Source organism: Nonomuraea aridisoli (assembly GCF_003236395.1).
Taxonomy (GTDB): domain Bacteria; phylum Actinomycetota; class Actinomycetes; order Streptosporangiales; family Streptosporangiaceae; genus Nonomuraea; species Nonomuraea aridisoli.
Genome location: NZ_POUD01000044.1, coordinates 1 through 12,709, shown reverse-complemented (window position 1 = coordinate 12,709; position 12,709 = coordinate 1). Strand labels below are relative to the sequence as shown.

General features: G+C 70.8%; 11 protein-coding genes. 7 read left to right on the top strand and 4 right to left on the bottom strand.

Features of this window, described 5'->3' with window-relative positions:
* The 3 genes from C1J01_RS13365 to C1J01_RS13355 are packed head-to-tail and all read left to right on the top strand — an operon-like array spanning position 1 to position 3,180.
* Positions 1 to 882: a branched-chain amino acid ABC transporter permease gene (locus C1J01_RS13365; RefSeq protein WP_111179270.1), complete on the top strand. Its 882-nt coding sequence runs from the start codon at positions 1 to 3 to the stop codon at positions 880 to 882.
* The gene (locus C1J01_RS13360; protein ID WP_111179269.1) at positions 879 to 1,892 is read left to right on the top strand and encodes a branched-chain amino acid ABC transporter permease; all 1,014 of its coding nucleotides are present in this window, start codon (positions 879 to 881) and stop codon (positions 1,890 to 1,892) included. Before C1J01_RS13365 ends, C1J01_RS13360 begins: the two co-directional genes overlap by 4 nt.
* A 4-nt stretch (positions 1,893 to 1,896) precedes the next feature.
* Entirely contained in the window at positions 1,897 to 3,180 is a 1,284-nt protein-coding gene (locus C1J01_RS13355) for an ABC transporter substrate-binding protein (RefSeq protein WP_111179268.1), read from the top strand.
* Here the strand turns inward: C1J01_RS13355 and C1J01_RS13350 are convergent.
* Genes C1J01_RS13350 through C1J01_RS13340 form a run of 3 tightly spaced genes read right to left on the bottom strand, consistent with a single transcriptional unit; the run spans position 3,170 to position 4,671 of the window.
* The gene (locus C1J01_RS13350; RefSeq protein WP_111179267.1) at positions 3,170 to 4,123 is read right to left on the bottom strand and encodes an NAD-dependent epimerase/dehydratase family protein; all 954 of its coding nucleotides are present in this window, start codon (positions 4,121 to 4,123) and stop codon (positions 3,170 to 3,172) included. The two genes, C1J01_RS13355 and C1J01_RS13350, sit on opposite strands and share 11 nt — an antisense overlap.
* Positions 4,124 to 4,159: 36 nt before the next feature.
* Positions 4,160 to 4,414 carry a Txe/YoeB family addiction module toxin gene (locus C1J01_RS13345; protein ID WP_111179266.1) on the bottom strand — a complete coding sequence of 85 codons (255 nt, stop codon included), beginning with the start codon at positions 4,412 to 4,414 and terminating at the stop codon, positions 4,160 to 4,162.
* A complete protein-coding gene (locus tag C1J01_RS13340; RefSeq protein WP_111179265.1) occupies positions 4,411 to 4,671 on the bottom strand; it encodes a type II toxin-antitoxin system Phd/YefM family antitoxin in 261 nt (86 codons plus the stop codon). The genes C1J01_RS13345 and C1J01_RS13340 overlap by 4 nt, the downstream gene beginning before the upstream one ends.
* A gap of 291 nt (positions 4,672 to 4,962) precedes the next feature.
* Here C1J01_RS13340 and C1J01_RS13335 point away from each other — a divergent pair, with 291 nt between their 5' ends.
* Positions 4,963 to 5,796: an RpnC/YadD family protein gene (locus tag C1J01_RS13335; RefSeq protein WP_235854419.1), complete on the top strand. Its 834-nt coding sequence runs from the start codon at positions 4,963 to 4,965 to the stop codon at positions 5,794 to 5,796.
* Positions 5,797 to 6,280: 484 nt separating this feature from the next.
* Here the strand turns inward: C1J01_RS13335 and C1J01_RS13325 are convergent, their stop codons facing one another.
* Positions 6,281 to 7,801, bottom strand: a complete 1,521-nt coding sequence (locus tag C1J01_RS13325; RefSeq protein ID WP_235854417.1) for an FAD-dependent monooxygenase — start codon at positions 7,799 to 7,801, stop codon at positions 6,281 to 6,283.
* Positions 7,802 to 8,135: 334 nt separating this feature from the next.
* Between C1J01_RS13325 and C1J01_RS13320 the strand changes: the two genes are divergently transcribed.
* The 3 genes from C1J01_RS13320 (at position 8,136) to C1J01_RS54270 (ending at position 12,674) form a co-directional block, all read left to right on the top strand.
* Positions 8,136 to 8,849 (top strand): hypothetical protein, encoded by a 714-nt coding sequence (locus C1J01_RS13320; RefSeq protein ID WP_111179264.1) that lies wholly within the window; start codon positions 8,136 to 8,138, stop codon positions 8,847 to 8,849.
* Positions 8,850 to 8,943: 94 nt separating this feature from the next.
* On the top strand, positions 8,944 to 10,137 hold the full coding sequence (locus tag C1J01_RS13315) for a cytochrome P450 (protein ID WP_235854416.1): 1,194 nt from the start codon (positions 8,944 to 8,946) through the stop codon (positions 10,135 to 10,137).
* A gap of 50 nt (positions 10,138 to 10,187) precedes the next feature.
* Positions 10,188 to 12,674 (top strand): ATP-binding protein, encoded by a 2,487-nt coding sequence (locus C1J01_RS54270; RefSeq protein ID WP_111179262.1) that lies wholly within the window; start codon positions 10,188 to 10,190, stop codon positions 12,672 to 12,674.
* The last annotated feature ends 35 nt before the right edge of the window (positions 12,675 to 12,709 follow it).

The window sequence follows — 12,709 nt, the reverse complement described above, 5'->3', positions numbered from 1 at the left end:
ATGGCCGGATTCCTCCAGCAGATCGTCACCGGGCTGGGCGCGGGCGCCATCTACGCCAGTCTCGCGCTGGCCCTGGTGCTCATCTACCAGTTCACCGGGATCGTCAACTTCGCGCAGGGCGAGCTGGCGATGTTCTCCACGTACGTCGCCTGGACGCTGGTGGCCGCCGGGATGTCGTTCTGGCTGGCGCTCGTCATCACGCTGGTCGTCTCGTTCGTGGGCGGGATGCTCATCGAACGGGTCGTCATCCGGCCTGTCGAGGGGGCGCCCGAGCTCACCATCGTGATCGTCACCGTCGGCCTGTTCATCTTCGTCAACGCCGCCGCCGGCTGGATCTGGACGTTCCTCATCAAGGACTTCCCGAACCCGTTTCCCGGCGGCGCGCTCGAACTCGGCGCCGTCACCGTGAACTTCTCCACGCTCGGCGTGCTCGGCGTGGTGGCGCTGGTCATGGGCCTGCTCTACCTCCTCTTCCAGCACACCAAGATCGGGCTCGGGATGCGGGCGGTGGCCACCAACCCCGCCTCGGCGCGGCTGGTCGGCATCCGCGTCGGCTGGACGCTCGCTCTCGGCTGGGGCCTGGCCGCCACCGTCGGCGCCGTGTCCGGGGTGCTGGTCGCGCCGCTGCTCTTCCTGGAGCCGAACATGATGGCGGGCGTCCTCATCTACGCCTTCGCCGCGGCCACGCTCGGCGGCTTCGACAGCCCCGTGGGAGCCGTCGTCGGCGGGCTCGTCGTCGGCGTCGCCGAGACGCTCGCCGGGGCGTACGTCGGCTTCATCGGGTCCGACCTGAAGATCGGCGTCCCGCTGCTGATCATCCTCGCCGTCCTGCTGCTGCGGCCCCAGGGACTCTTCGGACGAGCGGCGGTGGAACGCGCATGACCGAATCGACGAAGACGGACGAGAAGACCTCGGCGCCGCCCGCGCCGGTGAGGACCTCGGCCGTCGCGCGGTGGCGGTGGGGCGCGCTCGCCGTGCTCCTCGTGCTCGCCGTCTACGCGCCCTTCCAGCTCGCCCCCTTCTACGTCTTCCAGCTCACCATGGTGCTGGTGTACGCGGTGGCGCTGCTCGGGCTCAACCTCCTGGTCGGCCACGCCGGTCAGATCTCGCTCGGCCACGGCGCCTTCTTCGCCATCGGGGCCTACACCGCGGCCATCCTCATGGAGCGGGAGGCGCTGCCGTACCCGCTGACCCTGCCCGTCGCGGCCGCGGTGGCGTTCCTGATCGGGCTGGGGCTCGGGGTGCCCGCCATGCGGCTGCGCGGCCTCTACCTGGCGCTCGTCACCCTCGCCATCGCGATCTTCCTGGTGCCGCTGCTCAAGCGGTTCGAGGAGCTGACCGGCGGCTCCATGGGCCTGACCCTGGCCAAGCCGCAGCCGCCCGCCTGGACCGGGCTGGCCGAGGACCAGTGGCTCTACTTCATCGCCCTGATCGTCGCCGTCGGAGCGTTCCTGCTGGTCGCGAGCCTGCTGCGGTCGCGGGTCGGGCGGGCGCTGCACGCCGTCAGGGACAACGAGATCGCCGCCGAGGTCATGGGCGTGCGGCTGTCGTTCTACAAGACGCTCGCCTTCGCCTGGAGCGCCATGCTCGCCGGCGTCGCGGGCTCCGTCTACACGTGGGTGATCGGATTCGTCTCGCCGGACTCGTTCACGGTGAACCTCTCGATCAACCTGCTGGCCGGCATCGTCGTCGGCGGGCTCGGCTCGCTGTCGGGACCGGTGCTCGGGGGTCTGTTCGTGATGTTCGTACCGAGCATCTCGCAGGACATCAACGACGCCGCGCCCGGCGTCATCTTCGGCCTGCTGATCATCGCGGTGATGTACGTCGCCCCGACGGGCCTGGCCGGTCTCGCCGGCCGCCTGATCAAGAAGATTCCCCGGAAGAAGGAGTAAAGGGATGCGAGTATCTGCGATCGGCTGCACGGCGCTGCTCCTGCTCGCCGTCGCCGCCTGCGGGGGGCGGGACAGCGGCGGTGAGACCGCCGCCGGAGGGGGAACGGCCGCGGCGGGCCAGTGCGCGGGCCAGCAGACCACCGGCATCACCGACACCAGCATCAAGCTGGGCGGCATCTACCCGCTGTCCGGCCCCGCCTCGGCCTACGGCGACATCCCGACCGGCATCAAGGCCTACTTCGACTACGTCAACGCCGAGCAGGGCGGCATCGACGGGCGCAAGGTCGAGTTCGTCGTGCGCGACGACGGCTACAGCCCGCCCAAGGCCGTCGAGGAGGCCCGCAGGCTCGTCGAGCAGGAGCAGGTCTTCGCCCTGTTCCAGACGCTCGGCACCCCGTCGACCACGGCGGTCTGGGACTACACCAACCAGCGCAAGGTGCCGCAGGTCTTCGTCGCCACCGGCGCCTCCCAGTGGGGCTCCAACACCGAGCACCCGTGGACGATCGGCTGGCAGCCCGACTACGTCTCCGAGGCCCGCGTGTACGCGCAGTACCTCAAGGACGAGAAGCCCGAGGCCAAGGTCGCCGCGCTCTACCAGAACGACGACTTCGGCAAGGACCTGCTCGGCGGCTTCAAGAAGGCCATCGAGGGCACCGGGATCCAGGTCGTGGCCGAGCAGAGCTACGAGGTCGCCGACCCCACCGTGGACGCCCAGATGGGCAACCTCGCCGAGTCGGGCGCCGACGTGTTCCTGAACATCACCACGCCCAAGTTCGGCGCGCTGGCGCTGGCCGCCGACGCCAAGAACACCCGGTGGAACCCGCTGCACATCGTCAACAACGTCGCCGCCTCCCGCACCGTCCTCGAACCGGTCGGCTTCGAGAACGTCCAGGGCGTCATGTCCGCCACGTACTACAAGGACCCGAACGACCCGACGTGGGACGACGACGCGGAGATGAAGCTGTACAAGCAGAAGATGCAGCAGTACGCCGCCGGCAAGGACCCGAACATCCCCTACCACGCCTTCGGCTGGGCGGCGGCGAGCAGTTTCCACAAGGCCATGGACGCGGCGGCCTGCCCGACCCGTGAGGGCCTGCGCGACTCCGTGCGCAACCTCGACAACGTCGAGGTGCCGATGCTGCTGCCCGGCATCACGATGAAGACCGGGCCCGACGACGGCTTCCCGATCGAGTCGATGCAGCTCATGGAGTTCAAGGGCGAGCGGTGGGAGCTGATCGGCGAAGTGATCGACACCCGCGCGCAGTTCGGTCCGCCCACTACCGAGTGATCACACCCGACCTGACCAGCCAGTCGACGGCTTCGGAGACGGCTTCGAGCGGCGTGTACCTGGGCCGGTGGCCCAGCAGCCGCTCGGCCTTCTCCATCGAGCAGTTGGGGCTGTGGGCGATGTGGTCGTAGGTGATCTCGGCGTCCCGCTCGGACACCGTGGCCCGCCACCGCTCCCAGGGCAGGAACGTCAGGTTCGCCTCGCGGCCGAACCAGCCCGCCACCGCCTCGGCGTAACCGCGCAGCGTCAGGGCGGTGGCGGCCACGGAGTGGAAGCTCTCGCCGACGGCGGCCGAGCGGCTCGCCATGGCGTCCATGAACAGCCTGGCCACGTCGTCGGCGTGCACGTGGTGGACGGTCTCCATGCCGAAGTTGGGCAGCGCCAGCTCCTCACCGTCGGCCAGCGTCTGGAAGACTGCCGGGTTCACGTTGCCGGCCGGGTTGACCGGCACCCATCCCGGGCCGGTGATGTGGCCCGGATGGATGATCGTGACCGGGAAACCGTCGCGGTGGGCCCGGTCGAGCAGGTACGCCTCGATGGCCGCCTTCTGGATGCCGTACTCGCCGAAGGGCCGCTTCCTGGCGTCTTCCGGGGTCGGCACCTGCGTGCTCGGGCCATGCGTCCAGATCGTCCCGCAATGCAAGAAGTGCCGGACTTTCCCGCTCAACGCCTCGGCCAGCGCCCGCGCACTGTCCTGCGTGAAACAGATCAGGTCGATGACGACGTCGCCCTCGAGCTCGGCGATCCGCCGCCCGAACGTCCCGTCACCCTCCTCGGCCTCCCGATCGGCCGTCACCGTCGTGACCCGCTGCCAGGCCCCATGCGGACTGTACGGCTCCCGCTTCCCCCGGCTCACGTTGACGACATCATGCCCCGCCTCGACCAGCCGGGGAATGAGATACGTCCCGATATGGCCACTACCGCCGATCACCACAACACGCATGCGGTCAGCGTAACCTGCCCATCATCGACCGAAGACTCAGTAGCGGTAGCGGGCCTGAATGATGATCAGTTCGTCGTCATACGGCAGGTAGACGAGGCGGTGTTCCTCGGTGATCCTTCGGGACCAGGCTCCTTGGAGGGCGTGTTGGAGTGGTTCAGGCTTTCCGATGCCTTCGTAGGGGTCCCGCAGCGCGTCGTCGATGAGCCGGTTGATCCGTTTCAGCACCTGCCGGTCGGAGGCGAGCCAGGACGTGTAGTCCTCCCAGCCCTCGGGAGTGAAGGCCAGCTTCACGACCGCTCGTCGGGGTCGATGAGGTCGCGGATCTCGTGGCGGCCCTCCAGGGCCTTCTGGTAGGAGGCGATGAGCCGGCGTGCGTTGGCCGGGGAGCGCAGCAGGTGCGCGGTCTCCACCAGCGCTTCGTACTCGGCGGCGGGCACGAGGTAGGCGCGGTTGTTCTTGGCGACGATCTCTACGGGAGCGCCGTCGTCGTTGACCTCGTCGATGAGGGGGAACAGCCTACGCCGGGCTTCGCTAGCGGTGATGGACATCAGAAGCCTCCACGAACTCTGGTACCGGAAATTGTACCAGTCGTTCGACGGCTCACCCGCGCCCACGAGCCGCCCAGGCCTGGGCTCGCTGCCCGCAAAGCCGCCGGCGGCGTGTCGGGCTCCAATGGAGAAGAGGTGTGGTGCAACCTCTTTCACTCTGAGGCGGAAGCTTCCTCCTCCGCCCCGATGGCGAGAGTCGCTATCCGTGTCTGCTACGTGACAATGAGTGGCATGCCATCCCCCAGACATGACGCTCTCGTCCAGCTCTTCCAAGACCGCCCTCAGTTGGCGGTGGACATCCTGTGCGACCTCATGGGAGCCGAGCTACCCGACACCCCACTCCTGCGATTGGAGAAGAACACCTTCAACACCCGCAATTCCGATGACATCGAGCCCGATGTGGTCGTCGTCATGGGAGCTCCGCAGACCCCCGCACACGCCATCGTCGTGGAGGTCCAGCAGGACAAGTCCAAGCTCCCCCGCCAACTCGCCCGCTATGCCGCCGCCGTCTGGTTGCACCTGGGATGCGACGTCACCGTTCTGGTCATCTGCCCTGAGCAGGGGGTCGCCGCCTACTACGCCCGAACGATCGAGTCGGGGCTCGGCGGTTACCGTCCCACGCCATGGGTGCTGGGCCCGGACGGCATTCCCGTCATCATCGATCCGAAGCAGGCCGCCGCCCAGCTGCACCTGTCCGCCATGTCTGTCATGGTGCACGGACGCAACAACCGGAAGGTGGTCGAGGCGTTCGCCGACGCGCTTTCCGACAGGCCCGACGATCACTCTCCGAAGTACTATGAATACGCGTACAGCATGTCCTCGCCCGAGCTCCGTCGCCTCATGGAGGAAATCATGTCGTCCACTGCCTGGCCCGTCTACAGCCCCTTCGCCCGCGAGCACTACGGCCACGGCAAGGCCGACGGACTAGCGGAAGGAAAAGCGGAAGGAAAAGCGGAAGGTAAGGCCGAGTCGGTGCTGACGGTGCTCAGCGCTCGGGGCATCGAGCTGCCGGAGGAGGTCCGGGCGCGGATCACCACGTGCACGGATCTCACGCAGCTGGAGACGTGGGTCGCCCGCGCCGCCATCGTCCAGAGCATCGACGACCTGTTCGGCGACGAGGGTTGAGCCGGCTGCCTTCTGGAGGAGTTTCATGACATCCACTGCTTGGCCGGTCTACAGCCCCTTCGCCCGCGAGCACTACGGCCACGGCAAGGCCGACGGACTAGCGGAAGGAAAAGCGGAAGGAAAAGCGGAAGGTAAGGCCAAGTCGGTGTTGCTGGTGCTCGCTGCTCGGGGGATCGAGGTGCCGGAGGAGGCGCGTGCGCGGATCACCGCGTGCGCGGATCTCGGGCAGCTGGAGATTTGGGTCGCGCGCGCCGCCATCGTCCGGGACCTTGAAGAGCTGTTCGGCGACGCCGGAGATAGGGCCGCAGGCATGGCCAGTGCGGTGTTGCTGCTGTTCGATGTGCGGGAGATCGACGTGCCGGCGGACGTCCGGGGCCGGATCCTCTCCTGCATCGATGTCGAGCGGCTCAAAAGCTGGATCGCCCGCGCCGTCACCGTTGGGACCCCTCAAGGGCTGTTCGACGACGCGGGCTGTCCCACGCAGTCAGAGGGTGTGGGCCAGGGCGCGGTGGAGGGCGCCCTGGGGGGAGCCGCCGCGCCAGGCGACGTGCTGGTCGGGGCGGACGAGGGTGAGGGGCTCGTCCGGGACGCCGGCGACGTGGAGGGGGACGCCCAGGGCGTGGGCCTCGGCGGTGACCACGGCGGCCTCAGGTGAGCTCTGGTCGCCGAGGAGGGTGAAGCCGGGGCCCAGGCGGTCGTAGAGGGAGTCGCCGGGGGCGAGCCAGCGGTGGGGGAGCCGTTCGCCCGCGCCCGGGGAGACGATCGGCGAGTCCGCGTACGTGTAGCCGAGCACCAGGTCGAGGCTGTGGAACTCGCTGTCCTTGGTGCGCAGCACCGCCTTCGCGACCGCCGGCTGCACCTCCTCGAACGCGGCCTCGTCGCCCATCAGCGCCGGATTCGCCAGCTCCGGAGCGCCGGTGGCCATGTTCCTGGCGGCCTCCTCGATGGTGTCGGCCGCGATCGGGCGGCGCTCGCTCTCGTACGTCGCCAGCAGCCGGGCCGGCGCCCAGCCCTTGAGCACGGCGGCCAGCTTCCAGCCGATGTTGACCGCGTCCCCGACGCCCGTGTTGAAGCCGTGGCCGCCGAAGGGCGGGTTCTGGTGGGCCGCGTCACCGGCCAGGAACACCCGCTCGCTTCCGTACCGGTCGGCCAGCAGCATCCGCGCCGTCCACGGGTCGGTGGCCAGGATCTCCACGTCGATGTCGGCGCCGGCCAGGGTGCGCAGCAGCCGCACGGGGTCGGCGTTCTCGGCCCGCACGCCCTGCGCGATGCACCACCACGTCTCCTTCAGGTCGAGACGGCCGACGATGCCGGGCTGGGCCGGGTCGAGCACCCAGTAGTGCACGGCGGGCCCGTGCGGGATGCGGTCGGCGAGCCCGGGGGCGCGGAAGACGATGTTGAAGTTGGGCCGCTCGTCCTGGCGGCCCTCGTAGCGGGCGCCGATGGCGGCCCGGGTCACGCTGCGCGGGCCGTCGCAGCCGACGACGTACTGGGCCCGGATCTCGCGCTCCTCGCCACCACCGGCCGGCGCGATCCGTACGGTGACCCCGTCGGCGTCCTCGCTGAGGCCGCTCACCTGCCAGCCCGTCAGCAGCGCGTCGCCGACGGCCTCGCGCAGCACCTCCTCCACCAGCGGCTGCGGCGCCTGCTGGCCGGGCTCGGCGGCCAGGTCGGAGCCGACCAGGTCGAGTCCGAAGCAGGCGCCGATCCGGGTGATCTCCCGCCCGAGCAGGTTGGTGACGAAGACCGCCTCCTGGGACCACGACACCGGCAGTGGCGCCCGCGAGCGTAAGGTCTCCGCCAGCCCCCATCTGCGCAGCAGCTCCATCGTGCGGGCCGAGGTCGTCTTCGCGCGCGGCCGCAGCCATGACACCGACTCGCGGGGTTCGACGACCAGGCAGCGTACGCCGTGATGGCGCAGCTCCACGGCGGTCGCGAGGCCGACGGGACCTCCTCCGGCCACCAACACGGGCACCGAGGTGGGAATTGGGGTATCCAGGTTCATGGTCGCCCATGATGGCAGGCATGTTCCCGCTGTCGTAGGGCCTGCGACGACCCCTTGCCGACCGGATTCACGGCCCACTAACCTCCAATTTCGGACCGGACCGGAAAGAGGAAATGGCCGTGCATCTGTCCCGCCGTCACGCTCTCCAGTTACCCCTCCTCGCCGCCGCCGGGGCCGCAGCGAGGCCGACCCGGCGCGCTTCGACGCCGCCGCCCGCGTCCTGCTCGACCGGCTCGTCCAGCTCCAGTTCACCCGCCAGGAGGCGGCCGGCAGGTTCGGCGCCGACCGCTTCACCGGCGCGTTCCCCCATCTGATCACCGGCGACGACGGCAGCATGGGCACCTGGGACGTCTCCACCTGGGCGCTCGCGATGCTCTCCCTCGACCAGTACGAGGCCATCAGGGCGCTGGCCAAGGGCTTCGGACGTTTCCACGACGGCGCGTACAACGACGCCGCCGCCGCGGGCACCCGGCAGCTGCTCGGCACCACCGCCATCGACCCGACCCTCGTGTACGCGGGCGCCCCGGCCGGCTTCCCGCTCGACGGGGCCGAGTACGTCATCGGCGACGAGGGCGGCGAGCAGCCCTACCTCATCACGTACGGCTGGTCGCCGAACGCGATCGCCCAGCTCGGCAGCGTGCTGCGCGCCGTACGCGACAGCGGGGTGACCGTCCCGAGGTCGTCGTCGTGGGCCGAGGCGTACTGGACCGGCGCGCCCCGCCCCGAGGTCCTGAACCCGGCGAGGTTCCGGGAGGGGCTGGACGCCAAGATCCGCTACACCCACGACTTCATCGAGGCCGTGCAGCTCCCCGTGCCGGCGAGCTTCCCGTGGATGGACCTCGAACGCGCCGCGTTCCCCTCGACGGGCGGCGAGGACTTCCGCCGCGGCGGCTGGTTCGACGGGTCCGGGCGCGGCACCATGTCGGCGGTCTACTCCCGCCTCGCCGTCGTCGGCTACGTCGAGAGCGGCGGACGCGACGCGGCCCTGCTCGACCGTCTCGGCCAGTGGTGGGACCGCCTCATCGTGTGGGACACGACCGCCGGGTGACGTAAGCCGCATTTCCCTCGAAGATCGCACTAGTGGATCAAGGCCTGGGTCAGTAGCGTGCTACGCAAAAACCCCCGGGATCCAGGTGATTGCATTGAGCGAGACCACGATGCCGCTGCACATGCGGCGGGTGGAGTTCGATCCCGCGCCCGAGCTGGCGGCGGCGCGCGACGAGGAACGGGTCAAGCGGATCAAGACGGTGTTCGGCGACGACGCCTGGCTGGTGACGCGCTTCGCCGACGTCCGGGAGGTGCTCGGCGACCACGAGCGCTTCAAGGTCGCCCCGCAGGGCGTCGCCCGGCTGCCCGGATCGCCTCCGATGACCGAGGAGCAGAAGGCCCAGGTCCGCGCGGGCAACCTGCTCGGCGTCGACCCGCCCGAGCACACGCGGCTCCGGCGGATGCTGACCCCCGAGTTCACCATCCGCCGGATGCGCCGGCTCGAGCCGCGGATCCAGCGCATCGTCGACGACCACCTGGACGCCATGGAGGCCGCCGGGTCGCCCGCCGACCTGGTGCCGGCGTTCGCGCTGCCGATCCCGTCGCTGGTGATCTGCGAGCTGCTGGGGGTGCCGTACGAGGACCGGGAGGGGTTCCAGCGGCGTACCGGCCGGATGCTCGACATGACGGCGCCCGGCGAGGACCGCCTGAAGGCCCAGTTCGAGCAGCGCGCGTACATGGTGGACCTGGTCGCCCGCATCCAGGCCGACCCCGGCGACGACCTGCTCGGCATGCTCGTCCGCGAGCACGGCGACGACCTGTCGGCCGACGAGCTGGTCGGGATCGGCGGCCTGCTGCTGTTCGCCGGCCACGAGACCACCTCCAACATGCTCTCCCTCGGCACGCTCGCCCTGCTGCGCCACCCCGAGCAGCTCGACCTGCTGAAGAAGGAGCCGGAACGGATCGACGCGGCGGTGGAGGAGCTGCTGCGCTGGCTCAGCATCGTGAACAACGGCACCACGAAGATCACGACCGCGGAGGTCGAGGTCGGCGGCCAGGTCATCCCGGCCGGCGAGCTGGTCCTCTGCTCCCTGCCCGCCGCGAACCGCGACCCCGGCTTCCTGCCGGACGCCGACCGCTTCGACCTCACCCGCGGCGCCCCCGGCCACCTCGCGTTCGGCCACGGCGTGCACCACTGCATCGGCGCCCCGCTGGCCCGCATGGAGCTGCGGACCGCCCTCCCGGCCCTCTTCCGGCGCTTCCCCAACCTGCGCGCGGTCGAGGACGGCGCCGCCTTCCGCACGTTCAGCATCGTGTACGGGCTGTCGTCGCTGAAGGTCTCCTGGTAGGACCCGCGTCGATGGGAATTGTCGGCACCGCCGGATAGCGTGCAAGGGTCATGCCCATCGACCTTGCGGCACACGAGCTGATCGGCAGGGAGCACCCCGCCGCGCTGCTGCGTGCCGAGATCAGCCGGGTCGTCGTCAGCCACGGCGGCCTGGTGCTGGTCACCGGCGAGGCCGGCATCGGCAAGACCACGCTCGTCACCAGCGCGGCCGGCGAGGCCAGGCAGCGGGGCGCGCTGGTGGTCGGCGGCGCGTGCTGGGAGTCCGACGGCGCGCCCGGCTACTGGCCGTGGGTGCAGGTCATCCGGGCGCTGCGGCGGGCCGCCGACCCCGAGGAGTGGGCGGCGGCCACGGCCGAGGGCGGTGACAGCCTGGCCGCGCTGCTCGGCGAGGCGAAGGCGCCGGCGCTGGGGGAGGCTCCCGCCGACGACTTCCGGCTGTTCGACGCGGTCACCTCGGCCCTTGTCGCGCTGGCCCAGCGCCGCCCGGTCGTGATCGTCATCGAAGACCTGCACGCCTCCGACCCGGCGTCGCTGCGGTTGCTGGAGTTCGCGGCGCGGCAGACCTGGTTCGAGCGGCTGCTGCTGATCGGCACCTACCGCGACGCCGAGGTCGAGCCGGTCGACCACCCGCTGCGCGACCTGCTGTCGCCGCTCGTCGCCAAGGCCACCACGATCACGCTCACCGGGTTCGACCGGCCCGGCGTCGCCGCCCTCATGACCCGCACCGCCGGTTTCGAGCCGCCGCCGGAGCTGGTCGAGCAGGTTCATCTGCGCACGGGCGGCAACCCGTTCTTCGTCGAGCAGACCGCGCGGCTGTGGCGCAGCGGCGGCTCGGCCGACGTCATCGCCCCCGGCGTGCGCGACGCGCTGCTGCGGCGGCTGTCCCTGCTGCCGGAGCCGGTGGCGGAGCTGCTGCCCGCCGCCGCCGTGCTCGGGCGCGAGTTCCACCGGCAGGCGCTCGCCGCCGCCGCCGGGGCGCCGGTCGCTCACGTCGACCGGCTGCTGGAGCTGGCCGTCGTCGCCAAGCTGGTGGTGGCCAGGGGCGGCGGGGCGTTCGCGTTCGCCCACGACCTGGTGCGCGAGACCCTCTACGACTCCCTCGACGACCCGCGCGACCTGCACGCGGCGGCCCTGGCCGCGCTGGAGGGCTCGGCCCTGCCGAGCGAGCTGGCCCGGCACGCCTACCTCGCCGGTGACCGCGTCGATCCGGAGCGGGCGGTCGGCCTGCTGCTGACCGCCGCGCGCGAGGCCGGCGGGCGGCTCGCGGGCGACGAGCAGCTCGTCCACCTGCGCAGGGCCTATGCCGTGAGCGCCGCGGCGAGCCCGCGCCGGCGCGGCGTGGCCGCGGTCGACCTCGGCGTGGAGCTGCACCACCGCGGCGAGCTCGACGAGGCGAGACGCATCCTCGAGGAGGCGGCCCGCATCGCCGACGCCACCGACGACCCCGAGCTGCCCGCCCGCGTCGCGCTGATCTTCCACACCCACTACGGCCTGACCACCGCCCTCGACCGCCTCAGAGACGCCCACCGGCGGCTGATCGGCGGCGGCCCCGTGCCCGACGAACGCCTTCCGCTCGACCTGGTCCTCCACCTGGTCTCGCGGGCCAAGCAGGGCGGCGACGACGACGCGCTGTCGTTCGGCCTGTGGGCCCACCACGACATCATCTGGGGCCCCGGCACGGCCGCCGAGCGGATGACGCTGACCAGCGAGCTGATCGAGCTGGCCCGGCGCACCTCCGACGACGACCTCGAACACTTCGCCACCGCCCTGCGCTGGGGCGCCATGATCGAGCAGGGCGACCCCCGCTACCTGGAGGAGTTCCGCCACTACGTGGCCAGGGGCCGGCGCAGTGACCGGCTCCACCACGTCCTGACCACCGACGTCGACGTGAGCATCATCGCGGGCCTCGCGGGGCGGTTCGCCGAGGCCGAAGAGGTGCTCGCGGGCATCCCGCGCGGAGGGTGGCACGATCGGTTCCTCTTCATGCTCGCCCACCACCGCTGGGCGCTGATGGCGCTGCAGGGCAAGCTCGACGAGCAGGAGGCGGCGCTGCGCGAGCTCAGGGCCACCGACCATCCCTGCGTCCCGCTGCTCGAGGCGCTGACCGCAGTGCACGCCGGCGACCTCGACACGGCCCTCCGCCACGCCGACGACGAACCACCCGCGTCCGGCATGATCCAGCCCATCTGGCTGCGCCTGCAGGCCGAGCTGGCGGCGGCCACCCACGACGCCGACCTGTGCGCCAGAGCGCGGGCCCTGCTGGCGCCACACCGGGGGCGGTGGCTGGTGGCGCTGTTCGGCTGGGAGATCTCCGGGCCGTTCGACTTCTGGCTCGGGCTGGTGGACGCCGCCGAGGAGCGGTGGGACGAGGCGATCGAGGAGCTCACCGCGGCGTACCGTTCGGCTGACCGCATGCGGGCCCGGCCGTGGTCGGTGCTGGCGCGCGCCCACCTCGCCGAGACACTCCTGTCCCGCGACGGGCCTGGCGACGCCCGTTCGGCCCAGGCCCTTCTGGAGCTGTCTCTTATAACCATCTGACGCTGCCGACGATCTTCCGCGGATTGAATTTGGTA

Excerpts from the sequence above, each read along its gene's own strand:
- C1J01_RS13350 (WP_111179267.1), bottom strand. The coding sequence starts at position 4,123 with ATGCGTGTTGTGGTGATCGGCGGTAGTGGCCATATCGGGACGTATCTC.
- C1J01_RS54270 (WP_111179262.1), top strand. The coding sequence starts at position 10,188 with ATGCCCATCGACCTTGCGGCACACGAGCTGATCGGCAGGGAGCACCCC.
- C1J01_RS13360 (WP_111179269.1), top strand. The coding sequence starts at position 879 with ATGACCGAATCGACGAAGACGGACGAGAAGACCTCGGCGCCGCCCGCG.
- C1J01_RS13325 (WP_235854417.1), bottom strand. The coding sequence starts at position 7,801 with ATGAACCTGGATACCCCAATTCCCACCTCGGTGCCCGTGTTGGTGGCC.
- C1J01_RS13355 (WP_111179268.1), top strand. The coding sequence starts at position 1,897 with ATGCGAGTATCTGCGATCGGCTGCACGGCGCTGCTCCTGCTCGCCGTC.
- C1J01_RS13340 (WP_111179265.1), bottom strand. The coding sequence starts at position 4,671 with ATGTCCATCACCGCTAGCGAAGCCCGGCGTAGGCTGTTCCCCCTCATC.
- C1J01_RS13320 (WP_111179264.1), top strand. The coding sequence starts at position 8,136 with ATGGGCACCTGGGACGTCTCCACCTGGGCGCTCGCGATGCTCTCCCTC.
- C1J01_RS13365 (WP_111179270.1), top strand. The coding sequence starts at position 1 with ATGGCCGGATTCCTCCAGCAGATCGTCACCGGGCTGGGCGCGGGCGCC.